General features: G+C 37.5%; 24 protein-coding genes. 20 read left to right on the plus strand and 4 right to left on the minus strand.

The genetic code is table 11. The features are described from left to right. Positions 1 to 663 precede the first annotated feature (663 nt). The 19 genes from ACXR6G_RS07770 to ACXR6G_RS07860 all read left to right on the plus strand — a co-directional run bounded on the left by ACXR6G_RS07770 (position 664) and on the right by ACXR6G_RS07860 (position 22,483). Positions 664 to 1,617, plus strand: a complete 954-nt coding sequence (locus ACXR6G_RS07770) for an alpha/beta hydrolase (RefSeq protein WP_458360852.1) — start codon at positions 664 to 666, stop codon at positions 1,615 to 1,617. Positions 1,618 to 2,121: 504 nt separating this feature from the next. Next, entirely contained in the window at positions 2,122 to 2,556 is a 435-nt protein-coding gene (locus ACXR6G_RS07775) for an acyl-CoA thioesterase (RefSeq protein ID WP_458360853.1), read from the plus strand. Positions 2,557 to 2,672: 116 nt separating this feature from the next. Beyond that, positions 2,673 to 3,809: a beta-ketoacyl synthase N-terminal-like domain-containing protein gene (locus tag ACXR6G_RS07780; protein WP_458360854.1), complete on the plus strand. Its 1,137-nt coding sequence runs from the start codon at positions 2,673 to 2,675 to the stop codon at positions 3,807 to 3,809. Then, positions 3,797 to 4,396 (plus strand): hypothetical protein, encoded by a 600-nt coding sequence (locus tag ACXR6G_RS07785; RefSeq protein WP_458360855.1) that lies wholly within the window; start codon positions 3,797 to 3,799, stop codon positions 4,394 to 4,396. Before ACXR6G_RS07780 ends, ACXR6G_RS07785 begins: the two co-directional genes overlap by 13 nt. A gap of 4 nt (positions 4,397 to 4,400) precedes the next feature. Further along, a complete protein-coding gene (locus ACXR6G_RS07790) occupies positions 4,401 to 4,652 on the plus strand; it encodes a phosphopantetheine-binding protein (protein ID WP_458360856.1) in 252 nt (83 codons plus the stop codon). A 20-nt stretch (positions 4,653 to 4,672) separates the two neighbouring features. Then, positions 4,673 to 5,860, plus strand: a complete 1,188-nt coding sequence (locus ACXR6G_RS07795) for a beta-ketoacyl-[acyl-carrier-protein] synthase family protein (RefSeq protein ID WP_458360857.1) — start codon at positions 4,673 to 4,675, stop codon at positions 5,858 to 5,860. 2 nt (positions 5,861 to 5,862) lie between these two features. Then, positions 5,863 to 6,918, plus strand: a complete 1,056-nt coding sequence (locus ACXR6G_RS07800) for a beta-ketoacyl synthase chain length factor (RefSeq protein ID WP_458360858.1) — start codon at positions 5,863 to 5,865, stop codon at positions 6,916 to 6,918. 161 nt (positions 6,919 to 7,079) lie between these two features. Continuing rightward, a complete protein-coding gene (locus ACXR6G_RS07805; RefSeq protein ID WP_458360859.1) occupies positions 7,080 to 7,664 on the plus strand; it encodes a polysaccharide deacetylase family protein in 585 nt (194 codons plus the stop codon). 79 nt (positions 7,665 to 7,743) lie between these two features. After that, a complete protein-coding gene (locus ACXR6G_RS07810) occupies positions 7,744 to 8,391 on the plus strand; it encodes a LolA family protein (protein ID WP_458360860.1) in 648 nt (215 codons plus the stop codon). Then, positions 8,366 to 8,980: a hypothetical protein gene (locus ACXR6G_RS07815; protein WP_458360861.1), complete on the plus strand. Its 615-nt coding sequence runs from the start codon at positions 8,366 to 8,368 to the stop codon at positions 8,978 to 8,980. The genes ACXR6G_RS07810 and ACXR6G_RS07815 overlap by 26 nt, the downstream gene beginning before the upstream one ends. A gap of 2 nt (positions 8,981 to 8,982) precedes the next feature. Continuing rightward, positions 8,983 to 9,354, plus strand: a complete 372-nt coding sequence (locus tag ACXR6G_RS07820) for a hypothetical protein (RefSeq protein ID WP_458360862.1) — start codon at positions 8,983 to 8,985, stop codon at positions 9,352 to 9,354. Beyond that, a complete protein-coding gene (locus ACXR6G_RS07825; protein ID WP_458360863.1) occupies positions 9,341 to 10,498 on the plus strand; it encodes a DUF2062 domain-containing protein in 1,158 nt (385 codons plus the stop codon). The genes ACXR6G_RS07820 and ACXR6G_RS07825 overlap by 14 nt, the downstream gene beginning before the upstream one ends. An 8-nt stretch (positions 10,499 to 10,506) precedes the next feature. Next, positions 10,507 to 14,349, plus strand: a complete 3,843-nt coding sequence (locus ACXR6G_RS07830) for an MMPL family transporter (protein WP_458360864.1) — start codon at positions 10,507 to 10,509, stop codon at positions 14,347 to 14,349. Next, the gene (locus tag ACXR6G_RS07835) at positions 14,350 to 15,840 is read left to right on the plus strand and encodes a phytoene desaturase family protein (protein ID WP_458360865.1); all 1,491 of its coding nucleotides are present in this window, start codon (positions 14,350 to 14,352) and stop codon (positions 15,838 to 15,840) included. A 26-nt stretch (positions 15,841 to 15,866) separates the two neighbouring features. Continuing rightward, positions 15,867 to 17,387: a phytoene desaturase family protein gene (locus ACXR6G_RS07840; RefSeq protein ID WP_458360866.1), complete on the plus strand. Its 1,521-nt coding sequence runs from the start codon at positions 15,867 to 15,869 to the stop codon at positions 17,385 to 17,387. 11 nt (positions 17,388 to 17,398) lie between these two features. Continuing rightward, positions 17,399 to 19,066 (plus strand): C45 family autoproteolytic acyltransferase/hydolase, encoded by a 1,668-nt coding sequence (locus ACXR6G_RS07845; protein WP_458360867.1) that lies wholly within the window; start codon positions 17,399 to 17,401, stop codon positions 19,064 to 19,066. A gap of 137 nt (positions 19,067 to 19,203) precedes the next feature. Continuing rightward, positions 19,204 to 19,809 carry a hypothetical protein gene (locus ACXR6G_RS07850; protein WP_458360868.1) on the plus strand — a complete coding sequence of 202 codons (606 nt, stop codon included), beginning with the start codon at positions 19,204 to 19,206 and terminating at the stop codon, positions 19,807 to 19,809. Between the two features lie 163 nt (positions 19,810 to 19,972). Continuing rightward, a complete protein-coding gene (locus ACXR6G_RS07855; protein ID WP_458360869.1) occupies positions 19,973 to 21,262 on the plus strand; it encodes a phenylacetate--CoA ligase family protein in 1,290 nt (429 codons plus the stop codon). Between the two features lie 99 nt (positions 21,263 to 21,361). After that, positions 21,362 to 22,483, plus strand: coding sequence for a 1-acyl-sn-glycerol-3-phosphate acyltransferase (locus ACXR6G_RS07860; protein WP_458360870.1), 1,122 nt, complete (start codon positions 21,362 to 21,364; stop codon positions 22,481 to 22,483). 58 nt (positions 22,484 to 22,541) lie between these two features. Here ACXR6G_RS07860 and ACXR6G_RS07865 read toward each other — a convergent pair whose 3' ends face one another. Continuing rightward, positions 22,542 to 23,381, minus strand: a complete 840-nt coding sequence (locus ACXR6G_RS07865) for a hypothetical protein (protein WP_458360871.1) — start codon at positions 23,379 to 23,381, stop codon at positions 22,542 to 22,544. Between the two features lie 51 nt (positions 23,382 to 23,432). Then, complete coding sequence (locus ACXR6G_RS07870; protein ID WP_458360872.1) at positions 23,433 to 24,221, minus strand: hypothetical protein; 789 nt, start codon at positions 24,219 to 24,221, stop codon at positions 23,433 to 23,435. 232 nt (positions 24,222 to 24,453) lie between these two features. Between ACXR6G_RS07870 and ACXR6G_RS07875 the strand changes: the two genes are divergently transcribed. After that, a complete protein-coding gene (locus ACXR6G_RS07875; protein WP_458360873.1) occupies positions 24,454 to 24,669 on the plus strand; it encodes a hypothetical protein in 216 nt (71 codons plus the stop codon). Positions 24,670 to 24,846: 177 nt separating this feature from the next. Here the strand turns inward: ACXR6G_RS07875 and ACXR6G_RS07880 are convergent, their stop codons facing one another. Both ACXR6G_RS07880 and ACXR6G_RS07885 read right to left on the minus strand, forming a co-directional pair. Continuing rightward, positions 24,847 to 25,422 (minus strand): hypothetical protein, encoded by a 576-nt coding sequence (locus tag ACXR6G_RS07880; protein WP_458360874.1) that lies wholly within the window; start codon positions 25,420 to 25,422, stop codon positions 24,847 to 24,849. A 175-nt stretch (positions 25,423 to 25,597) separates the two neighbouring features. Continuing rightward, positions 25,598 to 26,860, minus strand: a complete 1,263-nt coding sequence (locus ACXR6G_RS07885; RefSeq protein ID WP_458360875.1) for an alpha/beta hydrolase — start codon at positions 26,858 to 26,860, stop codon at positions 25,598 to 25,600.

Genomic DNA, 26,860 nt, shown 5'->3' on the forward strand with positions numbered 1-26,860 from the left:
TTGGGATTATGCGAATTGTTTTCACGCAATCTAAGGGGGGGAGAAACAAAAAAGGGAAACTCCCATGGAATTTCCCTTAATAATCTGTCGGGATGACAAGATTTGAACTTGCGACCCCTGGTCCCCCAGGCAAGAGCGTCGTCTTGTTAATGTATTAGTATAGAGATGCCTATGATTGGAGTTGTTTTGACTTGCAAGTTATTTGCAAGTTTATTTTGTAATTCTGTAGGTAATCAAGTGTTGTAAGGATCTAAAATGTCCATCGTAAGCCGCTTTATTATGTGTTAGTTTTTAAGTATTAACTATGAATCATAGTTGGCGACTTGATGTTTACAAAATAAGTAACCTCCACTTAGTAAGTTCCCTGATAAAATACTTTCCCAATATTAATGGGCGAAATGCGTTCTGCTAAAGAATTAACATGAAACTGCTGTGTACGAGATTATGCCCAATGGTGTGGAAAGGTATCGAAGCAATCTCTAAGCCTGTATGTGGCCGATGATCAGTCTTCTATCCGAGACGTGCGAGTAAACTGTAAATTATTGTTTAACTTAAGGAGATGTATCCCATTATTTAGTTTCAATGATGAAGAAGATAATTATTCTGCTGTGTTACTTTTTTATAATGATACCATTTTTAATGTGTTGTCACTATAAGAATTATATGAAAGGAGAATTTGTATATAATGATTTGGTTGTTCCTCTTATCACTAACCGGATTTGTGATACTCTGCAAAATAAATCGTGCATATTAAAAAACTATGTTGATGATAAGAATGCCTTAATGGTTTACAGGTCTGACGAATGTGGTGCTAGCTTTCAATGCCAGAAGATAAATGAAATAGATCAGTTTAGTGAGTTGTTGAACTGTAATAATGATTGGCTAGTTTTTGTTCATGGTGATGGGAAAACTTCTATGGATGCAGCTGCCAGAGGCCTTGAGATACAGAATTTATACGGTGTGAAAATTATTGTTTTTAGCTGGCCATCTAGGATGGAAAAAGGAAATGGGTTAAGTAACTTTAAGAACTCCCAAAAGAATATAGAACATAGTGCTTCCAGGTTTAAAGAAATGTTATTACTGATTCAAGAATTGAAACAATCCAGATATTTTCAAGGAAAAATGATCAATGTCAGTCTTTTTATGCATAGTCTTGGTAATTACTACCTGGAACGTGTTGTAAAGGATAGCTTGTTGAGTGGTCTAAATAAAGATTTATTTGATAATTTAATTATTAATGCGGCTGCTGTTAATCAAAAAGGACATGTCAAGTGGGTTGACCATCTTAATATCCAAAAACGGATTTACATCACAAGTAATAAGCAAGATTTTAATCTTAATGGACTTCGAGTTTTTACTAAAGCCCGAAAACAACTGGGAGAGCGTTTAAAATTACCTCTTTCAGAGAATGCTGAGTATGTTAATTTCACCAAAGCAATTAGGTTTTTGTTTCCACCCCAATCGACACATACCTATTTCAGAGGTAGAATAACAAACGAAAGTGAAAATATTAAACAGATTTATTTCAAATTATTTCATGGTGAAAAGATTAATTTGAACGATACGATCTCTTTTATCCAGAGGCGTGATGGATTAGGGTATGATGTTTTATTTTAGTGTTTTACATGCTGTAATGATCTAATGTTCTCTGTGTTTAGTAAATATTTTGATTATTATTGACTGATTTGTATGTTTACTTAATTTATGAGAATAATACCTATCCAGAAAAGAAATAAATAGGTTATTCCCTTATCTTTATTTTCATTTCTTGTTATCCATGAGGTGTTTGTAATGTATTCAAACAAACGATTAGGTCTAGAGTTTCACCACATAATTAGTTAGTTTATGTTTTGTTGATTTATAAAATATTATTATCAACACAAAGTCTCCAAAGTTTACTGTTTCATTTGTATATTTGCGTTCATTTTTAGACAATTTACATTGTTAATTGTGTGATGTCTTGATATTCATTCCCAATTTGATAATAACTAATTGTTATGTTGGTTTTCGTATCGTCAAAAGCAGGAGGTTATTATAAAAGACATTGAATATTCAAACTTGGTTGAAAATCAAATCTTTAATTTGGAGATTTGATTCTAAGTTTATAAAAAAATAAAAAGTATGAGTTTGATTATTCAGAAAACTATAGATATTCGTTTTAGTGAGGTTGATTCAATGGGCGTTGTGTGGCATGGAAGTTACGTTAAATTTTTAGAAGACGGACGGGAATATTTTGGTTTGAAATATGGCTTGAGTTATCTGGAAGTGGCTTCGAAAGGTTTATTGATTCCTATTGTCGACATGAGATTAAGCTATAAGAAATCGGCAAAATATGGCGAAAAGCTTGTGGTTGAAGCTCGATTTATTGATTCGCCGGCAGCTAAAATTGTATTCGAATACATCATATACAGGGAGTCGAATATGGAAATTCTGGCAAAAGCCAAAACTGTGCAGGTTTTCACCGATAATAATGGTCAACTGTTGTTAAACAATCCTCTGTTTTTTACCGATTGGAAAAAATCGGTTGGACTATTGGGAAAAGTTGAAAGTATTTAAAGTTAAGTCTTGAAAGTGTTTGTCGTTAAGAATACTCTCAGTTGTAGGCACTCGTAGGTGCTGGTAATACAAATATAACAGACTATTGTTTATCAGGCGACAGAAAATATATACAAATGCAAGAGGTATCAATCATAGGTAGTAATATTATCAGTTCCTTGGGTTTTACATCCAATGAAAACTTCCGGAATGTTTTGGAAGGTAAATTGGGTTTGTGTTATCAAGCCGAAGGGGCGGAGCAGCCTCTGTCACTTATCGATAATAAACGTTTTACAGAGTTTTGTGAGGTTCAGGATTTAAAGGCAGATTTATCCCGTTTCGAGAAGCTCTGTATTCTTTCCATTCAGGATGCCCTATCAGGGACTGGTGTAGATATGTCGGCTGGGGATTGTTTGATTATACTTGCCAGTACCAAGGGTAATGTTGGTATGCTGGAAACGAAAAACGAGCGATGCAATTCTCTTCATTTATGGGAAAGTGCCAGAAAAATAGGAGATTACTTTCGGGCTGTGAATCGTCCCCTAATGATTTCGAATGCCTGCATTTCGAGCATTCTGGCACAGGTCGTAGCTCAACGTTTGTTGCAAAACAAACAATACAAAAACATTGTGGTTTGTGGGGCCGATCTGGTCTCAGACTTTGTACTTTCAGGTTTTCAATCCTTTAAGGCGCTCAGTGCAAACCCTTGCAAGCCTTTCGATGCCAACAGGACAGGTTTGTCGTTGGGCGAAGGAGCGGGGAGCCTTGTTTTCAGTCTGGATAAAGCTAAGGCTTTGTTTGGCGGGGTACGCTGTGTGGCTGGTGCTTCGAGTAACGATGCCAATCATATATCGGGACCTTCGCGCACGGGCGATGGTCTTGCCAATGCCATTCTGTCGACTCTTGAGCAATCGCAGGTACGTCCCGAATTTATTTCGGCACACGGCACAGCTACGCCATACAACGACGAGATGGAGGCCAAGGCGATTACCCTGGCGCAATTGCAGGATGTGCCTGTGAATAGCCTCAAAGCTTTTTATGGTCACACCTTAGGCGCAGCAGGTATTATCGAAACCATTACCACGCTTTTCGCGATGGATCATTCAAAGGCTATTGGCACTTTGGGGCATCAGGAATACGGGGTGTCTGAACCTATTAGGCTGATGCGCCAAACCGAAGATTTAAAGTTCAATTCCTTTCTTAAAATAGCATCAGGCTTTGGGGGTTGCAATGGAGCGGTACTTTATTCAAAAACAGAACTATGCAAATCATAAATCAGTGTACACTATCATATGGTCAGATCTCTGATGCTCAAGGCAGTTTGTTCGTATCGGATGAGGGAGAGTTAAAAGCTTTTCTGAAGGCCTTTTATAAAAGTAAAAGCCTTTCGTATCCCAAGTTTTATAAAATGGATGCGCAATGCAAGCTGGCCTTTATGGCCACCGAAGTTTTGCTTCAGAATTTCGATCGTGAAACTTACCAAGACGAAGAAATTGCTATGGTATTTGGGAATTCCGAAGCCACATTGGCTACTGATATGGCCTACTGGGAAAGTACCCATGATATTGCCAGTCCGGCTTTGTTCGTTTATACCTTGCCTAATATCATGATGGGTGAAATTGCCATCCGAAACAAGGTGAAGGGCGAAAATTATTTCTTTGTATCCCAAGCATTCGATGCGCATTTACTGCATCAACAAACCGAATTGGTCTTTCTGAACACGTCGACTCAAATAGCAATTGTGGGTTGGGTGAATTACGAAAGTGAAACCTCATATTCGGCAAAATTACTTCTGGTATCCAAATCAGAAACCGGGCTTTGTCCTTTTAGTATTGAGAATATTAACAAATTAAATAAATAATAGAATGGAAGCATTAATTGAAGAATTGAAGATCAAGTTAATTGAGCAGTTGAATTTAGAAGATATTGAGCCTGATGAGATCGAAGTTGATCAAGCTCTTTTTGGTGATGGTTTAGGTCTTGATTCGATTGATGCCTTAGAATTAATCGTTTTAATGGAGAGAGATTATGGTATTAAAATCGCTGATCCAAATAAAGGACGCGAAGTGTTTGCCACATTAACTTCAATGGCTGAATACATTAAGGCGAATTCATAAATTAAAGTAATTCAATTAATATGTCGAGAAAAGTTGTTGTCACAGGTTTAGGTATTGTGTCGGCTTTGGGCATTGGTCTTGAGCAAAATATCTGTGCACTTCAGGAAGGGCATTCGGGTATTGGTTCGATTAAATACCTGCAAACAAGACTTCGCGATAAGTTTGTTTTAGGAGAAGTGAAACATTCAAATGTGGAACTGAAATCTCAATTGGGTATTGCTGTCGATAAGCCAGTCTCTCGAACCAGTTTATTGGCTATGCTTGCTGGTCGTGAGGCTGTAGAGATGGCTGATTTATCTTCGGATGAACTGAAAAGCTGTGCCCTAATTTCGGGAACAACGGTTGGCGGTATGGATTTAACCGAGCAAATCGGCGATTTCGATGCAGAGGAAAATTTAAGTGAGATTTTAAGCCTTCATTCTTGTGGCGACACTACCGAAAAAATGGCTTCTTTTCTTGGTGTAAACGGATTCACAACAACTTACAGCACGGCTTGTTCTTCAGCAGCTAATGCGATTATGATGGGTGCTCGCCTGATTAAATCGGGACGTGCCGATCGTGTGATTGCTGGAGGTACTGATGCCTTGTCTTGTTTTACTCTTAATGGGTTCAATAGTTTGATGATATTAGACAGCGAACATTGCCGTCCATTCGACCAAACTCGTGCGGGTTTAAATCTCGGCGAAGGGGCTGGCTTTATTGTGTTGGAAGCAGAAGAGGTGGCAAAATCGAATAAGGCTTTAGCCATTTTATCAGGTTATGCTAATGCAAACGACGCTCATCATCAAACGGCTTCGTCGCCCGAAGGGATAGGGGCTAGTTTGTCTATGCAAAAGGCCATGGATGTGGCAGGAATTACCTGCTCTGATGTTTCCTATATCAATGCCCACGGAACAGGCACACCCAATAATGATTCCTCCGAAGCTCAAGCTATCGAAAACTTGTTTGGCACTGATGTTCCTCCTTTTAGTTCTACCAAATCCTTTACGGGACACACTTTGGGCGCATGTGGAGGTATAGAAGGCATCTTTTCGATTATGGCTTTGAAGAATCAGGAGCTTTATGCTGGATTGAATTTTTCATCAGCCGATGAGGATTCTAATATTAATCCGCTAAGTAAGTACAGCAAGTCAGAAATTAAGCATGTGTTGTCCAATTCATTCGGATTTGGAGGGAATAACAGCAGTCTTGTTTTTTCAAAAATATAGAAATGGCAATATACATAAAAGCATCATCAATGGTTTCGGCTCAGGAAACGCTGCAAGCAACAAGCTGGCCCAAGACAACTGTTTCTGCCGAAAATTCGAGTTTGCAGATTATTCCTCCTGCTTACAAAGATTTTATTCCTGCCGCAAAATTGCGAAGAATGAATCGACTGGTCAAGTTTAGCTTGGTTTCAGCTTTCGATTGCATGAGCCAAGTTGAAGGATTATCGCTTGATGCTATCATTACTACGACAGGTTTAGGATGTATTGATGATACAGGCGTTTTTCTGAAACAAATGCACGAGAATGGTGAGAAATTGATGAACCCAACTGCTTTTATACGCTCAACACATAATGCGGTAGGTGGTCAGCTTGCGCTTCTTAAAAATTTACGAATTCCCAACTTGACTTATACGCAAAAAGAGGTTTCTTTTGAAGCAGGCTTGATCGATGCGATTATGATGCTGGAGGAAGGTGATGCCAAAAATGTCTTGCTCGGTGGTTTTGATGAACATACGCCATTGAGTTTGGATTTGTGGAAACAAATGGGCTGCTTATCGGAAAGTGTTCTTGATAAGTCGACTTTGATGCAATCACAGAATAAGGGAATTGTTCTAGGCGAAGGAGCTGGATTTGTTGTTCTTTCATCCGAGGAGGAGGCCTCCAATTGTTCTCAATTGATTGATGTTGAAATTCATCGTTCAGTATCGACAGATTTAAATTGCTTGGTTCAGGCATTTCTCGCCAAACAAGGTTTAAGCTGCCAGGATATCGATTTATTGGTATTGGGTCTGGATGGTACAGCCCATACAAAAGACTTAGCTCAATTGATGAGATCCGATTTTGAAGCGGCAACAGTTGCAGGTTTCAAACATCTTTCGGGTTGTTTCGATACCGACACGAGTTTTGCTTTGTGGATGGCTCACAGAGCCATTCTGAATGCAGGTATTGGTGAGGAAGCTTGTTTACAGGGAGAAAAAGACAGGGCCTTCAATAAAGTTTTAATTGTGAATGCCTCACAAGCCAATTCATATTCATTTATAGTAGTGAGCTCATGTTAAAGTTTTCCTTAACAAATATCATTTTTGCCATTGTGGCTGTTCTGTGCATTATTACTGGATGGATGGGCTTTGCTTATTGGTGTCTGGTCTTACTTTCATGCTTTTTACTTTACTCTGCCTTGGTATTTTGCGGTGTGGTAAACGTGAGCTGGCAATTTTTCATGCCCATTACCTGCAAGATCCCTAATACGGATAAGCATGTTTTTCTGAGCTTTGATGATGGACCGCAGGAACAAACGGAGGCTGTTTTGGATCTCTTGAAGCAATATGGAATTAAAGCCAACTTCTTTTGCATCGGCAAGCATCTCGAAGAAAATCCGAAACTGGCACAGCGCTTGTATGACGAAGGACATTTTATTGGCAATCACAGCTATTCGCATACTGTCATTTTCCCCATGAAATCGAAGAAGACTATTGTTGAGGAATTGCAGAAAACGAATACGCTAATCGAAAGCTATACAGGGAAGGCTTGCCAGCTTTTCCGTCCGCCTTTTGGCGTTAGCAACCCAAGCATAGCAAAAGCAGTAGCCATACTGAATATGAAAGCAGTGGGCTGGAGCATTCGCTCATTCGATACCAAGGATAGTGATGGGAGTAAGGCATTGAATAAAATCAAAAGAAATTTAAAGTCGGGCGATATTGTTTTGCTACATGATCATTCGACGCCCATCCTTTTCATTTTGGAGCATCTATTGGTCTTCCTCAAGGAAAAGGGCTTTAAGAGTGCAAGGCTCGATTCGAACTGATGTTCAAACGAGTTTGCTCCTAAGCCCGGTAAAGGGACTAAGTCATATTATACGTGTAAACCATCTTAAAATTAAGACTATGAATCCAATAGATATAAAGAAACTTTTACTCGGGCTTGTTTGCAGTCTGTTCTTATCCGTTTCTACAATGGGGCAGACGTTTAAACCTGTTAAAGATATTGAATCAGTTCATACGGAGATCAATAAGGTAGCGGCATCCATTGAAACGATCAAGAGTCGTTTTGTTCAGGAAAAACATTTAAGCTTCATGACCGAAGCCATTGTATCCGAAGGTTTGTTTCGCTTTAAAAAAGAGAATCAGCTTCGTTGGGAATACACGCAGCCCTTCGAGTACCTTATTCTATTCAATGGCGACAAGATTATCATTAAAGATCAGAATAAGACGAATAGTTTTGATGCCAGCTCAAATGCTGTATTTAAACAGATAAATGATTTGATGTTGGGTGCCATAAAAGGTGACTTGGGTAAGAATAAAGATTTTGTCATGAATCTGAAGGAGTCATCCACACAGTACCTATTGACCTTAAATCCTCAGAGTGAAGCTTTGAAAGCTTATATTTCAGGTGTCGAAATTCATTTCGAAAAATCAGATTTGGCTGTCAGCAGTATCAATATGATAGAATCCACAGGTGACTTCACCAAAATCATGTTTAAGGATAGAGAATTTAATACAAGGATAGATGAGAGTACTTTTAGTCCTAATTAGTTTTTGCTTGCTTTGCATTTCGTGCAGTACAAGCCGACCTGCCACGAGTCTGCAAAAGCAGGTGCTTCCTGTGGAGAGTACCCCTCTCTTTGCAGAAGGTGTGAATCAGTCTGTTTTTCGGGGAAGTATCCATATTTACAAGCATTATTTTTCGGGGATCTTTGCCCTTAAAATGGAAGCTGATGATAAGTATCGTATGGTTCTGATGTCGGAAGTGGGCATGACCCTATTCGACATGAGTTTTACAGCTGAGGCTTATCATTTGAATTATTGTATTGAACCCATAAAAAAGAAGAGTCTGTTCAAGTTGCTGCATCACGATTTCTTATTGCTGACCCAGGCACCTAAACAAGCCAATTTGCAAGTCAGGAGCAGCTGTTGTGATAAAGAAGAACAAACTTTATACAAGAAGAAAAATACGCGTGATTTCTATACTTATAAGGAGGGAACAATGCAGGAAATTGTTTCGAAAGCCTTTTTAAATCGAACCCATATTCAGTTTGAGGAGCTAAACGCTGGTGTTGCCAATTTCATTAGCATTCAACACCGACCTGTAAAACTGAAGATGAATCTTAAACGAATCAAATAGTCATGTTGCTGAATACATTATATACATACGAACATCTGGAGGGGGAAGCTTTGGCTTCATTGAAATTTAAAGTGAACATTCAAGCCAATCATGAAATATACAAGGGGCATTTCCCAGACAACCCTATTACACCGGGTGTTTGTCAGATGCAGATGGTGAAAGAGATTTTGAGCGATCATCTGGGCCAGAACCTGTTCTTCAATTCGGTATCCGATATGAAGTTTATTAGCATGTGGGTACCCAATGAATCTGAAGCTGTTTTTATGGATATCTCAGCTAAAGACTTTGAAAAGGGCTATAAAATTAAAGCCAGTATTTATACCGACAGCTGTGTCTATTTTAAATTAAGGGGGAGAGTAGATGTCTGTAAGTAATTTATTCGATGACTTAAAGGTCTGTGTCCTCATTCCAAGCTTCAATAACGACAGAACTCTTGCTGATGTCATTGATAGAGTGAGTGTGCATACCCAGCACATTATTGTTGTGAACGATGGATCAACCGATTCAACAGCTCATATTCTCGTAGGCTGTCAGGCTTCACTTGAAGTTGTGACCCATCCTAAGAATCAGGGGAAAGGCTGTGCTTTACGAAATGGTTTTAAGAGGGCTTTGGAACTGGGCTACGATTATGCCATTACCATAGATTCTGATGGTCAGCATTTTCCTGAAGATCTTCCTAAGCTTATCTCTCGATTAAAAGACGAACCCAATGCTTTAATTATTGGGGCTCGAAACATGAGTCAGGATGATGTACCTGGTGGGAGTAGTTTTGGCAATCGCTTTTCGAATTTTTGGTTTAAGGTCGAAACGGGTATTACTCTTCCTGATACCCAATCGGGTTACAGGGTTTATCCCATTAAGGAACTTTCCAAACTCAAGTTTTATTGCACGAAATTCGAATATGAGATTGAAGTCCCTGTTCGTGCCTCATGGCGAGGTATTCCGATTATTTCAGAACCTGTTCAAATCACTTACGATCAGGGAGAGGATAGAGTCAGTCATTTTCGACCTTACAAGGATTTCTTTCGGATTAGTGTACTCAATACCATTCTGTGTTTCATCGCTTTTGCCTACATCAAACCGCGTGACTTTTTAAAGAATCTCACTTGGAAGAATATTAAAGCTTTCCTCGATATCAAAGGCGAAGGCAATTTTAAGTTGGCAGCATCTATAGGCTTCGGGGTTTTTATGGGCATTGTACCCATTTGGGGCTATCAAATGCTTGTTGCTCTGGGATTGGCTTATCTCATGAAATTGCATAAACCCTTTGTAATTGTAGCGGCTAATATTAGCATTCCACCTATGATTCCACTGATCATTTTCGGTAGTATCGGTACGGGAGCTATAGCCATGGGACTGCCTTTTGCTGACCTGAACTTTTCTGATGGTTTTGGCCTTGATTCGATAACGAATAATTTATTGCAGTATGTCGTTGGTAGTTTTGTTCTGGCTCTTGTTTCAGGTTTTTTGAGTGGGAGTGTTTCATATCTGTTGTTGTTAGTATTTAGAAGAAAATAGAATTTTTGATGGGGACTTTTTTTTGGAGTATATTCTTAATTATAAAGCGATTTCGTGTTGTTAGTTTTGTTGCAATATCGATTTTGTTTGCTTTTTTATGGCTTGGCATATCTAAAATTCATCTGGAAGAGGATATCTCGAAGGTTTTGATGAATACCGAAGAGACCGAAACGGTCAGCCAGTTGATGGATAATATCGATTTCTCGAATAAGATTGTGCTTGTTGTTTCTCAACGCGATACCAGCATAGCACCAGCTTACGATTCTTTAATTGTAACTGCCACTAAATTTGTTGAGGCTTTAAGCCCTGCTGATTCTTTGATAAAGAAGATTAGCTTAGGAATTGAAGACGATCAGGTGAGTATGGCTTATGATGTTTTTTATAGAAATCTGCCTCTCTTTCTCGAAGAAGAGGATTATGAAACCTTGTCCAATAGAATTAAGAATTCATCTATTCAAAGAACGCTACAAGGAAATTTTAAAGCCTTAATGACACCTGCTGGTATCGGTATGCGATCTTTTATTCTGAATGATCCCTTGCATTTTACACCATTGATTCTGGAAAAACTGAAGCGTTTGCAACTCGGTAATGGATACAAATTGCATCAAAACTATTTGTTTTCAGCAGATGGGCACCACTTGTTCTTTTTTATGGAGTCTGCTTTTGCTTCTTCCGATACTGGGAATAATGCTCTTCTAGTAGAACACATTAGTCAAGCCAAAACGGAAGTTGATAACGATCAGTGTACCCTCGATTATTATGGTGCACCTGTTGTTGCTGTTTGTAATGCCAATCAAATTAAGAAGGATATTTTATTTACAGTTAGCCTGGCACTCGTGCTGTTAATTTTACTGATCAGTCTCTTGTTTCGCTCATGGCGAATTTTCATTTTAGTCTTTTTGCCTGTTGTCTTTGGTGTTTCAGTCAGTTTGGGCAGTTTCTATTGGATTCATGGTTCTATATCGGCAATTGCCTTGGGTGTAGGATCCATTCTTATGGGTATTACAATAGATTATACACTTCATGCTTATGTGAATTACCGATCGACCCGATCGATTAAGGGCTTCCTTGATTCTTTGTCTCAGCCATTGCTTATTAGTAGTATTACAACTGCGGTTGCCTTTTTGTGTTTGTATTTTGTTGATTCTCCGGCTTTAAAGGAACTGGGTGTTTTTGCTGCGATAAGTATTCTGAGTGCGGCTCTGTTTGTACTGATTATCACCCCTCAATTCCTGGAATCTGAATCATCTTTAAAGAAAGTGAAGAGTATTCCCTTTCTCGATAAAATTGTAATCATCGAGTTCGATAAATTTAAAACGACTAAGTGGCTGATTCTGGTCTGTACACTTGTTTCTTTATACACATCTGGCCGAGTTGTTTTCAATACCGATTTGGATGCCCTAAATTATCAGACGGACTATTTAAAGCAGACTGAACAGAAACTTAAAACGATAAGTTCGGAGGCTTTTCGTTCTGTTTTCTTTGTAGTGGGAGGCGAATCGGTCGATGAGGCTTTAAGCAAATTCGAGAGCTATGATGCCACCTTGGACTCCTTGCAGAAAACGGGAGTCATTCGTAATATTTCGACCCCATGTACCATCCTGAAATCGAAGACTGAGCAGCAAATAAGACTGGATCGTTGGCATGCCTTCTGGACTGAGGATACCAAGCGATCTTGTATTGAACGAATAAAAACGGCAGGGCTTGGAAATCATTTTAAGCCTGAGGCTTTTTCATCTTTTGAGTATTTGCTGTCTAAAAATTACAGCCTTTTATCAGATGATGATCAGTCTTTCATTGTTAAGGGGCTCTTTTCATCCCTACTTAAGGAAAAAGGTGACCAAGTCTATCTTTTGAATACATTACGAGTCGATCAAAAGGATAAAAAGCAACTTTATTCAGCCATTGAAGTTGATCACGATGCCGTTCTTTGGGACAAACAATACTTCTCCTCTCAATTGGTAGATACGCTTAAGTCGGATTTTAATCGTTTGGTTTGGATTTCGCTACTTGCTGTATTCCTTGTTCTTTTGATCGCCTACGGTCGATTCGAACTGGCAATTATTGCCATGATACCTTTGCTATTGAGTTGGGTTTGGACACTGGGATTAATGGGGCTGTTCGGTATTGAGTTTAATATTTTCAATATCATTATTTCTACTTTTATATTCGGGTTGGGTGTTGATTATGCGGTCTTCATATTAAATGCACTGATTGATAATCGAAAGTATGGCACAAATGAATTGGAGTCGAGCAAGCTATCCATATTACTCTCTGCCATTACAACTTTTGCAGGCATTGGCGTTTTGATCTTTGCCAAACATCCGGCATTAAAGTCAATTGCTGCTTTATCGATTATTGGTATTGGTTCTATTCTATTTTTGAGTTTTACACTCTTACCCATGTGTTATCGATTTTTGTATTTCAATGGGGGAAAAGAACGAAAAATGCCTGTAAATCTTTCTAATCTATTTTCATCCCTATTTGCTTTTATCCAATTTATAACGGGTAGCGCCACCTTAACAGGAATCATTCCTATCTTGTTGATTCTTCCCATTCGTATGAAAAGTAAAAAGTATATTCTTCATCGACTGGTTCAGTTATTCAGTAAAATCATTGTCTACAGTATTTTTGGTATTCGAAAGAAGTTTATCAATCGTGCTAAGTTCGATTTGTCCACGCCAAAGATTATTGTGAGCAATCATCAATCGCATCTCGATTTGGTTCTGATCTTTATGCTAAATCCTAAAATTGTGGTACTGACCAATAATTGGGTATGGAACAACCCATTTTATGGTTTGGTCGTTAAATTCCTCGACTTTTACCCCATTAGTAAGGGAATGGATGAATCCATTGAACCTCTCCAAAAATGTGTGAACGATGGTTATTCCATTCTGATATTTCCTGAGGGAAAAAGAACTAGGGATGGTAAAATAGCACGCTTTCACAATGGAGCGGTATTCTTGTCTGAGAAATTACATCTTGATATTTTGCCTGTTTTGATACATGGTGCCGATCATTGTATGGATCGGAATGAGTTTTTCCTTCGAAATGGTCAGGTTACACTTAAAATGTTTGATCCGATTGATAAAGCGCTTTTTAGTGACTTGGATACTTATGTGGCGCGAAGTAAACAGTTGCGGAATATCTTTAAATTGGAGTTTGATAAAATGAGCTTGGAGGTAGAAAATCCAGACTATTATGCCAACAAATTAATACAGTCCTACATTTACAAGGGGCCTGTTCTGGAATGGTATCTACGGGTGAAGATTCGATTGGAACACAATTATAATTTTTTCAACGAGATTATTCCTCGTAGTGGTGTTGTTTGCGACCTGGGTTGTGGTTATGGTTTTTTAGCTGCCATGCTAAAGTTTACCTCTCCGTCCCGTGAGATATACGCCCTCGACTACGATGAGAAAAAGATCTCCTTAGCTATACAAGCTCATAAGCAGATAAAGGATCTGACTTACGAGATCTGTGATATTTCAAAAGTAGAACCACCCAAAGCGGATACCTTTATTCTAAATGATGTGCTCCACTACATGCCTGAGTCACTTCAAACGATTTGTATTGAAAAGTGCATGAGGAATTTAAATACTGGCGGTCAAATCATCATTCGTGATGCTGATACTGATTTGGAGAAACGCACAAGGGGGACCAAGCTAACAGAGTTTTTTTCTACACGCTTGCTGCACTTCAACAAAACGAATTACGATGACTTATTCTTCTTTTCAGGAAAGAAAATTGAAGACCTTGCTCATAAAAACGATTTCGACATCGAACGCTTTGATCAAACAAAGTTCACTTCGAACATGATTTACAAACTCAAAAGAAAGAACGAAGTTTAAGTGGAAAAGTACGACGTTATAATAATAGGCAGTGGTTTAGGCGGTTTGGTGTCTGCCAGCATTCTTTCGAAAGAGGGAATGAAGGTTTGTGTGCTCGAAATGGATAAACGCATTGGGGGCACACTGCAGTCTTTTGCTAAGGAAGGTGTTCTGTTCAATACCGGACTTAACTACACAGAGAGTCTGGGCGAAGGGGAGGTTTTGTACCGCTACTTTAATTATATGGGACTGATGGATGATTTAAAAATCCAGCGTCTGGACGGTGATGCCTTTGATAAAATCTCATTGGCTAGCGAAGGTATTGAGTATCCTTTTGCTCAGGGGCATGATCATTTTATTGACCGGATGTGCGAATTCTTTCCCAAAGAGCGGACGAATCTGCAAAATTACATGAGCCAAATGGGAGATGTTTGTAATGGTTTCCCCTTTTACAATTTGGAATCCGATCATTACGACATGCTAAGTCTGGGACAGCAACAATCTGCATCAGCATTCCTGCAATCCTGTACTGCAGATGTTAAACTCCAAAAGGTATTGGCTGGTATGAATTCACTTTATGCTGGTGTTGAAGGACAAACGCCTATGTATATGCATTCGCTGATCAATTATTCCTTTATAAAGAGTTCCTGGCGATTGGTGAACGGAAGTTCTCAATTGGCTTTACTCTTGGCAAAGGGAATCAAGGCCAATGGGGGAGTGATTCGTACACAGGCTCGTGTTGTGGCACTCGAAGGAGAGAACAGCTGTATTAATCAAATTCGTTTGGAAAGCGGAGAATGCTTGCAAGCAAAGCAGGTGATTTCCAATGCCCATCCGGCAGCAACACTTAAACTTCTTTCAGAGAATATGGTGCGCAAGGTTTATCGCAAGCGTATTCTATCTCTTGAAAATTCGGTGGGTATGTTTAGTCTCTACATTGTACTCAACAAAGAGAGCTTGGATCAGTTCAATTATAACTACCATCATTTTCCCAATGCCAATGTTTGGGGAACAAAATATCAGGAAAAGAATTGGCCAGAGCATTTTATGATGTATTCCCCTGCCAATATCAAAGGTGGAAAGCATGCCAATGGTTTAACGGTATTGACTTATATGAAGTTCGATGAATTGAGTCAGTGGCAGCATACCACAAGAGAGAATCGCCCACAGGCTTATTACGATTTTAAGCAGCAAAAAGCAGAACGCCTATTGAGAGCCGTGGAGAAACGTTTTCCGGGCATTCGAAAACATGTCAAATCAGTTTATTCCTCAACACCTTTATCCTACAGGGATTATACAGGAACACCTGAGGGATCCGCTTATGGTATTATGAAAGATGCAGACAATCCTATGCTGTCTTTGGTCACACCAAAATCAAGGGTAAGCAATCTATTGTTTACGGGGCAGAATTTGAATATGCATGGGATTTTGGGGGTTACTATCAGTGCAGTGATGGCTTGTCAGGAATTACTTGGAAGCGATTATTTGATAAACAAAATTAGAAAATACTAAAGGCTGGTTATCGCCAACGAATATATATGAAGACAGAAAAATACGATATTGTAGTTATTGGAAGTGGACTTGGAGGTTTAGCATGTGCTTACATACTGGGGAAATTTGGATATAGGGTGTGTGTTCTCGAAAAACATTTTCAAACAGGAGGAAACCTACAAACTTTTAAAAGAAAAGGCTGCCAGTTTGATACAGGGATGCACTATGTTGGAAGTTTGGGTAAGGGAGAAGTCCTGCATAAGTTTTTTAATTACCTCGATTTACTTGATAAGGTTGATACACGTAAACTCGATGAGGATGCCTTTGATGTGATTAATATTGCAGGACGCGAATACAATTATGCCATGGGTTACGAAAAGTTTACCCAGAGCTTAATTCATGATTTTCCTGAGGAAGAGGCGGCTATTCTTGCTTATGCAGATAAAATTAGAACGCTTGGTGAAGGTTCCGATATCTTCAATTTGCGTGAAGTCGATTTGATGGATACATCCAATATGTCTTATTATGGGCAGAGCACCGCAGATTTTATTGCTTCTCTTACCGATAATCTTGTTCTGCGATCTGTGCTTGCGGCTTTGAACCCTTTGTATGGGGGGGGAGAATCGACCACTCCGCTTTATGTGCATGCTTTGGTCAATCATTTTTTCATTACCAGTGCCTGGCGTTTAACCGAAGGTGGTAATCAAATTTCAGACGGACTTGTTGCTTCAATTCAAAAGATGGGTGGTCAGGTATTAACGAAGGCTGAAGTGGTCAAGTTTCATTTTAATGAGAAATTGATGTCGGCTGTTGAGACTCAAAAAGGAGATATGTTTGAAGCCGATTTTTTTATCTCAAACATGCACCCTTCCATAACCATGGATCTTATTCCCGAGGGGAAGATTCGTAAATCGTATAGGTCACGTTTAAATAATCTGGATAATACCATATCGGCATTTTCTGTTTATATCGTTCTAAAAAAGAAGCAAATACCTTATCTAAATAAAAACTATTATTATTACAAGTCAAACAATGTTTGGGGTGTTGATAATTATGGGAAAGGTGAATGGCCTCAAGGCTTAATGCTCTATTTTGCTGCTGATAAAGAGAATCCTGAATATGCAGAAAGTGTGACTGTTATTACTTACATGAAATTTGAGGAAGTCAAGCAATGGGAATCAACTCGTATAGAGAGTCGTGGTGAGGATTATTTGGCTTTCAAAAAACAAAAAGAGAAGCAAGTCATAGACTGTGTTGCTGAAACATTCTCCGATATCCCCAATGCAATTGAAACGACTTACTCTTCTACACCTTTAAGCTTTAGAGATTATACAGGAACAAAGGAAGGAAGTATGTATGGCATTGTGCGTGATTGTAACAAGCCAATAGAATCCTATCTGCCATCTCGAACCAAGGTTTCGAATCTATTGCTTACTGGGCAAAGTATCAATTTACACGGTATTACTGGTGTCCTTTGTGGTGCCTTGTTAACCTGTGGGCAGTTGGTTGATATTAACGCGATAATGCGTGATATTAATGCGGTTTATCCTGAAGAATTCAACAAATAATAACGAAATAAATGCGAAAGAGAACAAAATTTCTGATTGCCTTAATCATATTGATTTCTGTGTTTTTCATTTACCTTCTTTCGGTAACAAAAATGCACGAACCTGAGCATATTCAGATTAGCGATCAGGAATTGCCTGTCACCAAAGTGAGCGATTCATTGCTGCGTTGTGGCGATAGTTGGATGAAATTAAATGAATATGGTTTGTGGGAACTTTTTGTGCAGGGCGATCCCTACACCATGGGTTTTAAAAATGGACGCTTAAGCCAAAAACTGGTTCAGTATCAGGAAGAGGCTTTTGTCACTCAAATTGATCAGTTGGTGCCTTCGAGATCATATCTTCAGTTTCTTCGTGTATTTTTGGGCTGGTTCAATCGAGATCTTTTGGATTATGTTCCTAAAGAGTATCAACTTGAAGTAGCTGGTGTTTCAAAGTCAGCCTCCGATGAATTTAATTTTATCGCACCTCCTTTTCAGCGTATCATGTCGTACCATGGCGCCCACGATATGGGGCATGCCCTGCAATCGATGTGTTTGGTGGGATGCACCTCCTTTGGTGTGTGGAACGAGCATAGTGCAGACTCTAGTCTTTTAATAGGACGGAATTTTGATTTTTATGCAGGTGATAAATTCTCTGAGAATAAAATCATTGCTTTTATGAAACCCGATGAGGGGTATCCTTTCATGTCAGTGACTTGGGGAGGTATGATTGGTGTGGTTTCGGGGATGAATCAGGAAGGTCTGACCATTACACTGAATGCTGAGCCTACAGGGATTCCTTCGATCAGTAAAACGCCTGTTTCAATATTGGCCAGGAAAATTCTGCAATATGCGTCTACTATCGATGAAGCTTATGCAATTGCTCAGCAATATGAAACCTTTGTTTCGGAATCTTTTTTAATAGGTTCGGGCAAGGAGAACCGAGTGGCACTAATCGAGAAGACCCCTGAAAAGATAGCTCTTCTTAAGCCCAAGGCTAATTTCCTGGCTGTTACAAATCACTTTCTTGATTCAAGCTTTACAGCAGGTAATATAAAGATCAAACCCCTGTTTGAAGATGCCTCGCATTACCGACTACAGCGTGTTGAAGCCTTGATTGACAGTACAGGTTCATTCTCAGTAAAAAAGGTTGCCGATTTACTCCGCGACAGAAAAGGACATCAGGGAGAGGATATTGGTTTAGGAAACGAAAAAGCCATCAATCAGTTGATTGCTCATCATGGGATCATTTTTAAACCTCAGGAGAAAAAGGTTTGGATTTCAGCTGCTCCTTATCAGTTAGGCGCTTTTGTGTCTTACGATTTGGACGAAATTTTTGCCGACCCTCAAGCTTATCTTACCAAGAAGGTGTATATGCCTGAGGAGATCATTGCTGCTGATGATATGCTCCAAAACGAGGCGTATGATAACTTTTTAAAATATAAAGAAGGGCTTTTAAAGGTTCAGAGAGGACTGGATGAGGCTGCCGTATTTTCGAAAGAGGAATTGGATGCTTTTATCTCCTTAAACCCACACTATTATTACCCTCATTTACTTGTAGGCAAGTATTTTCTGGAAAAGGAGAATTTTGCTCTTGCGAGTTCTTATTTTAGTGCTGCTCTCGAATTGGAAATCCCACAACAGTCAGCATACAATGAGCTTTTGGAATTTGTTAGTTATTGTGATAAAGAAATTGATTGAATCATTTTTAAGTGTGGTAGCTTATTATTATTACTAAGTAGAGTCTCATTTAAAGAATCAATCAACGATATTTTTTTCCTTTTTTTTAATTTTATACCTAGGTGGTGTCATTGTTTTTATAATTAAATAGTTATTCTATGAAACAGGTTATTTTAGTTTTTATTTTAAGTTTATTTTGTGTTTGTGGTGCGAATGCACAGGATGTTATCGTTAAACATGACAATGCGATAATTGAATCTACAGTTCTGGAAGTAGGAATTGTTGAGGTGAAATATAAAAAGAGTTCTAATATTGATGGTCCGACTTACACAATATTGAAATCTGAAATTAAGGAGATTCGCTTTAAAAATGGAGAAGTTGAATCTTTTAATGATAACAGTAAGAGTCTAAAAGTGAGAGAAGATGTCACACGGAAAGTAATTTTTATTAAAACAACTGAAGATAGTAAAGTTATTCCGACAGCAGCCGTTTGGAATCGTGAATTTCAAGAATATTCTATGTTTAAGATAACAAATGAAATTAGCGAGGCTGATTTAATTTTTGAATTTAGAATAAGAAAGGCTATGGGAGAAGCACGTGTAAAAGTAAAAGTGTTTGAATCCAAAACAAATAAGTTGTTGTGGGAGTCAAAAAAGTATAGAGGAACAGCTAATGTGTGGAATAAAATGGGAGCTTCTTTACATGGTATGCGTAGGTGTATTACTAAAGGAATTATTCCAGCTAGTGATAAAGGTAAGTTTTAAAAAATTCCTGTAGTGCGCTATGATATCTATGGCAAGTATTATAGATAATATTAGTCTTGAAATGAATTGCACCTATTTAATTGTTTGCTTTTTATTGAAAGGATTCATGAATAGGGTGCTTTCCATATATGGATCAACGAAAGTATTGATTAAATAGATGACAATGTTTATACCCGAAATAGAAAAAGCGAGTAAAGAGGAAATTATAAAATATCAGGAGAGTCGTTTGCCTGATTTATTTGATTATCTCAATGAAAATTCGCCTTTTTATGCCCATTTTTTCAAGGAAAATTGTATTGATATCAACGCAATAAAAACGATGGCTGATTTTGCCACACTTCCTGTGACAACAAAGGATATGTTGCAGGAACATAATATGGATTTTTTGTGTGTCCACAGAAATAAAATTATCGACTACATTACCACGTCGGGCACACTTGGCGATCCTGTAACCTTTACCATGACCGATGCCGATTTGGATCGTCTGGCTTACAACGAGTACATTTCATTTTTGTGTGCAGGTGGTTCGGCGACTGATATCTATCAGCTTATGGTTACCATGGATAGACGTTTCATGGCAGGACTTGCCTATTTTATGGGCATTAGAAAAATGGGAGCTGGCGTCGTACGTGTGGGACCGGGAAATCCCGAATTGCAATTCGACAGCATAAAACGCATTCAACCCACTAGTATTGTTACGGTACCTTCTTTTCTGATTAAACTGATTGACTTTGCTGAAAATAACAATATCGATCTCAGTCAGACTTCAATTAAAAAAGCCATTTGCATTGGCGAAGCCATAAGGAATACGGATTTTACCCTGAATACACTGGGGAAACGAATCAAAGATAAATGGGATATTGAACTCTATTCAACCTATGCCTCCACCGAAATGGGAACCGCTTTCACCGAGTGTGAATACGGCAAGGGCGGACATCATCATCCTGAAATGATTATTGTTGAGTTTTTGGATGACAATGATCAGCCTGTAAACGACGGCGAAGCGGGAGAGGTCACCATTACAAACTTAGGTGTTGAAGGCATGCCTCTACTACGATTTAAAACGGGCGATATTTGTCATCACTATTACGAAGCCTGCGAGTGTGGACGAACAAGCATGCGCCTTGGTCCTGTAATTGGTCGCAAAAAACAGATGATTAAGTTTAAGGGAACTACCTTGTATCCTCCAGCCTTATACGATATTTTGAATGATATTGAGAAGGTGAAAAGCTATGTTGTTGAAGTCTCAACCAATAGTATTGGTACCGACAATATTTTGCTGAAACTGGGGGTTGAATCTCCTACAAAAGAACTTGAGAAATTGATTAAAGATCACTTTAGAGCCAAGATTAGAGTGGCACCCTTTATCGAGTTCTTGGATTGTATGGAAATACAAAGAATCCAGTTTCCAAGCCTGAGCCGAAAACCCATTACTTTTATTGATAAGAGATAGTTCATTTCTTATCTTTTTGAAAAGGAGAACTATATTTGTTCCCGAAGAATTTCAGAATATTTCTTGCTATTATCACGATCCCAAATGACACACAACACGATGGAAAATACCTTTGACAGAATTAGATGCTATGACGATTTAGAAGCTGTTGATGCGCTTAAACGAATGGTTGAGTATGATGAATTTTTTCCCTTGTTTAGTCATGTTTTTCCTAATCTGCAGAAGTCTGAACTTAGAGATTTATTTCTATCTATTACGGGTTCATACGACTTCCAGAAAAGAGTGATGGATGATGCTGTGAAAACAGTTATCAAATTAAGCATGGATGACTTCTCTTGTGCAGGGATCGATAATTTAAACAAAGATGAGGCTTATTTGTATGTGGCAAACCATCGTGATATTGTAATGGACGCAGCCTTATTGCAACATGTGTTGGTGACTCATGATATGAATACCACTCAGATAACTTTTGGTGATAATTTAATGTCATCAGATTTCATCATCGATTTTGGGAAGATTAATAAGATGTTTACCGTAATTCGTGATTCGAATAGGAGAGAGGCTTTGCGTAATTCTCAGGAGCTTTCAGAATACATGCGTTACGTTATCAGATCTAAAAAAGAATCTGTATGGATTGCTCAGCGTTCGGGTCGTACTAAGGATGGCTTGGATTCTACCCAACAGGGCTTACTTAGAATGTTTGCTATGAGTGGGAATGGGAGTTTTAAAGAGCGCTTGAAAGAGCTTAATATTGTACCTCTAGCCATTTCGTATGAGTTTGAACCCTGCGATTACTTAAAGGTTTATGAAACCTGTAAAACCAGCAGTGGGAAGTATATCAAAAAAGCAGGAGAGGATTATAATAGTGTTGTTAATGGAATAAGAGGATACAAGGGGCGAACAAAACTTGTAATGGGTCAATCCCTATCTGATTTTATCGACGCGTTACCAGATGATATTGACAAAAAGGAGATTCTTAAACTTGTAGCTGACGAAATTGATAGACAGATTTATGCCAACTATCAATTGTGGCCCAATAATTATATTGCTTTGGATCTGCTAAATGGAGGCGAACAATACAATTCTGAATACACTCAGGTTGAAAAGGACCGTTTTATTAAGCATATGAATATCTGTGCAGCCAAGATAGATTTGGATGCTGAAGAATTTGAAACAGCCTTTTTGGAACTGTATGCTAATCCTGTATCAAGTATCAAGTAAAAAGATAAAAAGTGCGAACTCTTCAGAATTCGCACTTTTTTATTTTTTTAAGAAATTACTATTTTAAAAGCTCAGTAGGGATAGCCATATCAGCTGATATGTGCTTGAAGTTTTTCTCATTTTTCCAAACATTATTATAAGTCTGAAGCTTTTCTCCGATGAATTTCTTAAGCTTATTATTCATCTTATTAATTTTAGTTGCAGGTGTTACAATAGCTTTTTTCTTATTAATTAAGGCCACTGCACGATCAAATTTTTCAGTATCGTCAGCTGTAATTGGAGTAAAGCCAACCCTACTTTTCCATGCACCCATAATAATATCTACAATTACGATATAAGTACCTCCAGCCTCAAGATCGGTTGTGATAAATTCTTTATTCTCTGATGATGCCCAAAAAAGTTGTTTCCCGGGATCACATTCGTATCTCATGTAATTTTTCCCTTTGAATACACCCATGTATTTATCCTGATGAAAGTATTCGAAGCTATAAGCCCCACCCCATGAGCTTATCCGTGTAAAATAAACAACAGCTTTACCTTCCGATGGTGGCGTAAATCCTTTACCACTGTAATTGCTGTTTAATCTAATGATCTCTTTCTCTGAAACAGATGCATTATTGGTAACAGATTTTTCAGTAACAGTATTTTCGACTTCAGTTTCAGACGAGGTGAATTTCTCTCTCTCTCCATTTTCATAAATCACCATAAATACTTTCGGAAGATCAATATTTCTGGTTGGTCCTTCCTGATTCTCGAATTTTTTATACTTTAATGTTTCATTAGTGATTTCAATGATTTTAGATTTTATTTCTTCTCCATTGCGTTGCACAATAATATCTTGCGAGAAACCTATTTGCACTGAAAGAGCAAATAGCATCAATAATAAAATTTTTTTCATGATATTTTTATTTTGGTGATAGTCTTTTCTTATTTTTAAAACCTGCAATCATTAAAATCGAACGAGAAATCCCATATCAATTGCAGGCCATAATTCATCGCTAAATCCACTTACATTATATGAAACACCAATTGCAGCATTAAATCCATATCCTACTTTATCTCCCCAAGTCCAGTCACCACCAACCATCAAGGATGGACCATATAGAGCTTCATATTCGTAGCCGTAGTCGTTATAATAACCATATGAGTTGTAGCTAAACTCATAAGATTCTTCATAACCAAAGATTCCGAACTGAGAATTGATGTAAAAGTTTTTATAGGGGAAAAACTTAAGTCCGACTGATGCCATGATGTCATAATCAGGCAGATAACCAACCCCAGCATGAAATCCAAATCCTTGATCGCCTCCAAAGCGCCATTGGGTTCTTATCCCTAATCCACCATAACTGTTTCCGTATCCCATTCCTAACATAAAGTATTTACCTTTATAATTTGATTTTGGTTTTTCGGAAGCTGTTTCGAGTTTGTTATTTTTCTCTACATAATTTGTTGGTTCATGATTGTAGCTTGGAGAGTTTGTTTGTTTTTGTATTGTTTCTTTTTTTAATTCGAATTTTTCTCTTTCACCATTTTCATAGATAATCATGAACACATCTGATTTTGCAATATTTCTAATTGGTCCAGTCTGATTATCAAATTTTTTATACTTAATAGTTTCAATAGTTATTTCTAATATCTTAGATTGAATTTCGCCGCCATTTCGTTTAATAATAATATCCTGGGCGAAGATAAAATTGCCAGATAATGTGAGGATTGTTAGTAAAAGTAGTCGTTTCATTATTCAGTTTTTTTGATATTTGTTATGTAAAGATATAAGGAATTAATAATATACTTACTGTTGATTTGTTTTTTTTATCATAAATGTTAGGAATATGATTTACATTTTCATATAAATATCTAGTCCTGATATAGCGTTACACAAAAAGTAATACTATGAGAGATAAAATCAATAATGAGTATATTAAGCGCACACAAAAGGATTATTTAATGTCTTTTAAAATTGCGAGTAGTTGAATCTCGGGATTTATGCCAACTATCAATTGTGGCCCAATGATTATATTGCTTTGGATCTGCTAAATGGAGGCGAACAATACAATTCTGAATACACTCAGGATGAAAAGGACCGTTTTATTAAGCATATGAATATCTGTGCAGCCAAGATAGATTTGGATGCTGAAGAATTTAAAACAGCTTTTCTCAGTCTATATGCCAATCCAATCAAATAATTAAAAACAAAAAACGCGTTCTCTATTGAAAACGCGTTTCTTGTTTTAGAATGTCTTTATGTGCTTATTATTTTCTTAGTATTAGACTCTTTATTGTTGTTGAATATTGTCTTACACGCTTATTAAGAGTTTTTAAGGTCATGCTATAGAATCTATAGGCCATATAAATCTAAATACTTAGTGTTTTTTGTATGACTTCATTGCTCTGTACATACTGTTAGCCCAGTAGTTTCTTATACCCATACCTGAAGCGAGACCATGAATCTTTTTTGTGGATAGAACCTCTAGTGTAGACCTATCAAAGAAAGTCGCCCAGAATACTCCAGTTGCGTTTGTTTTATCAAATGTCTCAACGATAAAGACTAGACCAACGCCTTCCGTTTTTGGGTATTTTGAAATAATATTTTTCACATTTTCTTCACTGAACTGATGCTTGTTAGTATCAACAATTAGATTTTCAAGAGAGATAGCTAAATTCCGCTCTCCTACAAGTGATATATTGTGTTGGAGTGTTTCAATTTCGAAGAATTTTGCGACATTGAATTTTTTGGATTCATTGAGAACGATCTGATTCCATTTAAGTAAATATTTTGTTTTAATAGCTTCTGGATTGGCAAATGCAGTCTTAGGGGACAATTTTGCTTCAGTAAAGTCCAGACCCAGCCAGGTAACTTCTTTCTTAAATGATTCCTGTGCAGCGATAGTCGTAGTCACAAAGGCAATAATAAATATCGAAAAAATAAAGCGTTTCATATTCGAATAATTTTAAGTTTACTCTACAAGTTAATTAATATTACTTAAAATAGAATCTACTCAGGGTAGAAAATTTTATCTCGCAACTGGCAATAATTTATCATTTTGTAAAATGTCACCTTTTATCAAATAAAACGCCTCATAATATATAAGAGAGTTTATAAACAATGTGAACTTATCTTACATTATGTTTGAAAATGATGTTTGCATTGTCAATTTTTTTGAATAAAATTTTTGAATCCTCATTTTTTAAATAAAAATCGAAAAAACCAATTAAATAATCATTGACATATTGAGATACTATTGTGAGATCGCAGGATCCAAATTTTTCTATTTGCGTTGCCTTATCAAATGGTAATAGAATAGCATCACTTAATGCAAAATGTTTGGTTTTCTTTAAAGTTAATTCAAAAAAACTAGAAGTCGATTTCTTATAAATTTCTTTATTGCCAAACATCCATAATGGATATTGTTCTGTTTGAATCAACAGGAACGGTTTCCTTAGTTTATCGAAGTATAGATCACCAAATTGAAAGCAGTCAAGATTAGCACCCGCTTTGAATAAATTTGTTTGTTGACAGCAGTTTCCAGCTACAGCACCTCCAAAAGAATGTCCGAAGATCCCCATGTTTCCAAAATCCATTTTCTTTAATAACCAATGTGAATTTGCTTTGGTGGCGTCAGTTATTAATGATTTAATACAAAACTCAGTATCTTTTGTCCATAGGTCTAAAGCTTTGTTAAATCTTTTAAGTCTGTGTAGATAACGTTTGATAATTTTATCTTCTTTAGACTTATTTTCTATGTCTCTAAACTCAGTTTTTTCAGCAATATACAATTGTAGAAAAGCTAATAAAGCATATTTTTTTCTGAGTTTTAAAACTTCTCCATTTTCCATTACGACTAAGCCTTGTTCGAAAGGGTGCATTGTACTTATAACAATATAACCATGACTAGCTAATGATTCCATAATATGAGTGTATATATCAGGAATGCCAAAATAGTATCCTGATGAAAACACCAATACTGGAAATTTTTCTTTTTCAACACTAGTAGGAACATTTAAAAAAGAGTTTGTATTACTTTTAGTTATGGAATCAATTAGTTGCTTCGATAAACCAATAGATTTGTATGTTTTAAATAAAGATTCAGCATTATATTTATTAAAATATTTCTCAGGACTTGAATTTATTAGTTTACCTGCAGCTGGATACCATACTTTTGCATATAGTCTTCGAGGATGTTTTTTAAAGAACCCATTATTATCATATCTGGAGCTGTCTGTGAAAAAAAAATCTGTAGTTCCAATTGCATAAATACCTTTAGGTTTAGGTAAATAGTTTGTCGCATAATTGGTTTTTGAACTCAATAATATGACGATAAATATACAGATGTTCGCTGTTATTAAAATACAATGCCTGATTGTAAATTTATTCAT

Source organism: Ancylomarina sp. YFZ004 (assembly GCF_054254355.1).

Bases quoted from the DNA above. Each gene is read 5' to 3' on its own strand.
- ACXR6G_RS07870 (WP_458360872.1), bottom strand. From the start codon at position 24,221: ATGAAACGACTACTTTTACTAACAATCCTCACATTATCTGGCAATTTT.
- ACXR6G_RS07800 (WP_458360858.1), top strand. From the start codon at position 5,863: ATGGCAATATACATAAAAGCATCATCAATGGTTTCGGCTCAGGAAACG.
- ACXR6G_RS07825 (WP_458360863.1), top strand. From the start codon at position 9,341: ATGTCTGTAAGTAATTTATTCGATGACTTAAAGGTCTGTGTCCTCATT.
- ACXR6G_RS07850 (WP_458360868.1), top strand. From the start codon at position 19,204: ATGAAACAGGTTATTTTAGTTTTTATTTTAAGTTTATTTTGTGTTTGT.
- ACXR6G_RS07785 (WP_458360855.1), top strand. From the start codon at position 3,797: ATGCAAATCATAAATCAGTGTACACTATCATATGGTCAGATCTCTGAT.
- ACXR6G_RS07830 (WP_458360864.1), top strand. From the start codon at position 10,507: ATGGGGACTTTTTTTTGGAGTATATTCTTAATTATAAAGCGATTTCGT.
- ACXR6G_RS07805 (WP_458360859.1), top strand. From the start codon at position 7,080: ATGCCCATTACCTGCAAGATCCCTAATACGGATAAGCATGTTTTTCTG.
- ACXR6G_RS07860 (WP_458360870.1), top strand. From the start codon at position 21,362: ATGGAAAATACCTTTGACAGAATTAGATGCTATGACGATTTAGAAGCT.
- ACXR6G_RS07810 (WP_458360860.1), top strand. From the start codon at position 7,744: ATGAATCCAATAGATATAAAGAAACTTTTACTCGGGCTTGTTTGCAGT.
- ACXR6G_RS07865 (WP_458360871.1), bottom strand. From the start codon at position 23,381: ATGAAAAAAATTTTATTATTGATGCTATTTGCTCTTTCAGTGCAAATA.
- ACXR6G_RS07770 (WP_458360852.1), top strand. From the start codon at position 664: ATGAAAGGAGAATTTGTATATAATGATTTGGTTGTTCCTCTTATCACT.
- ACXR6G_RS07790 (WP_458360856.1), top strand. From the start codon at position 4,401: ATGGAAGCATTAATTGAAGAATTGAAGATCAAGTTAATTGAGCAGTTG.
- ACXR6G_RS07840 (WP_458360866.1), top strand. From the start codon at position 15,867: ATGAAGACAGAAAAATACGATATTGTAGTTATTGGAAGTGGACTTGGA.
- ACXR6G_RS07780 (WP_458360854.1), top strand. From the start codon at position 2,673: ATGCAAGAGGTATCAATCATAGGTAGTAATATTATCAGTTCCTTGGGT.
- ACXR6G_RS07775 (WP_458360853.1), top strand. From the start codon at position 2,122: ATGAGTTTGATTATTCAGAAAACTATAGATATTCGTTTTAGTGAGGTT.
- ACXR6G_RS07880 (WP_458360874.1), bottom strand. From the start codon at position 25,422: ATGAAACGCTTTATTTTTTCGATATTTATTATTGCCTTTGTGACTACG.
- ACXR6G_RS07815 (WP_458360861.1), top strand. From the start codon at position 8,366: ATGAGAGTACTTTTAGTCCTAATTAGTTTTTGCTTGCTTTGCATTTCG.
- ACXR6G_RS07820 (WP_458360862.1), top strand. From the start codon at position 8,983: ATGTTGCTGAATACATTATATACATACGAACATCTGGAGGGGGAAGCT.
- ACXR6G_RS07855 (WP_458360869.1), top strand. From the start codon at position 19,973: ATGTTTATACCCGAAATAGAAAAAGCGAGTAAAGAGGAAATTATAAAA.
- ACXR6G_RS07795 (WP_458360857.1), top strand. From the start codon at position 4,673: ATGTCGAGAAAAGTTGTTGTCACAGGTTTAGGTATTGTGTCGGCTTTG.
- ACXR6G_RS07885 (WP_458360875.1), bottom strand. From the start codon at position 26,860: ATGAATAAATTTACAATCAGGCATTGTATTTTAATAACAGCGAACATC.
- ACXR6G_RS07845 (WP_458360867.1), top strand. From the start codon at position 17,399: ATGCGAAAGAGAACAAAATTTCTGATTGCCTTAATCATATTGATTTCT.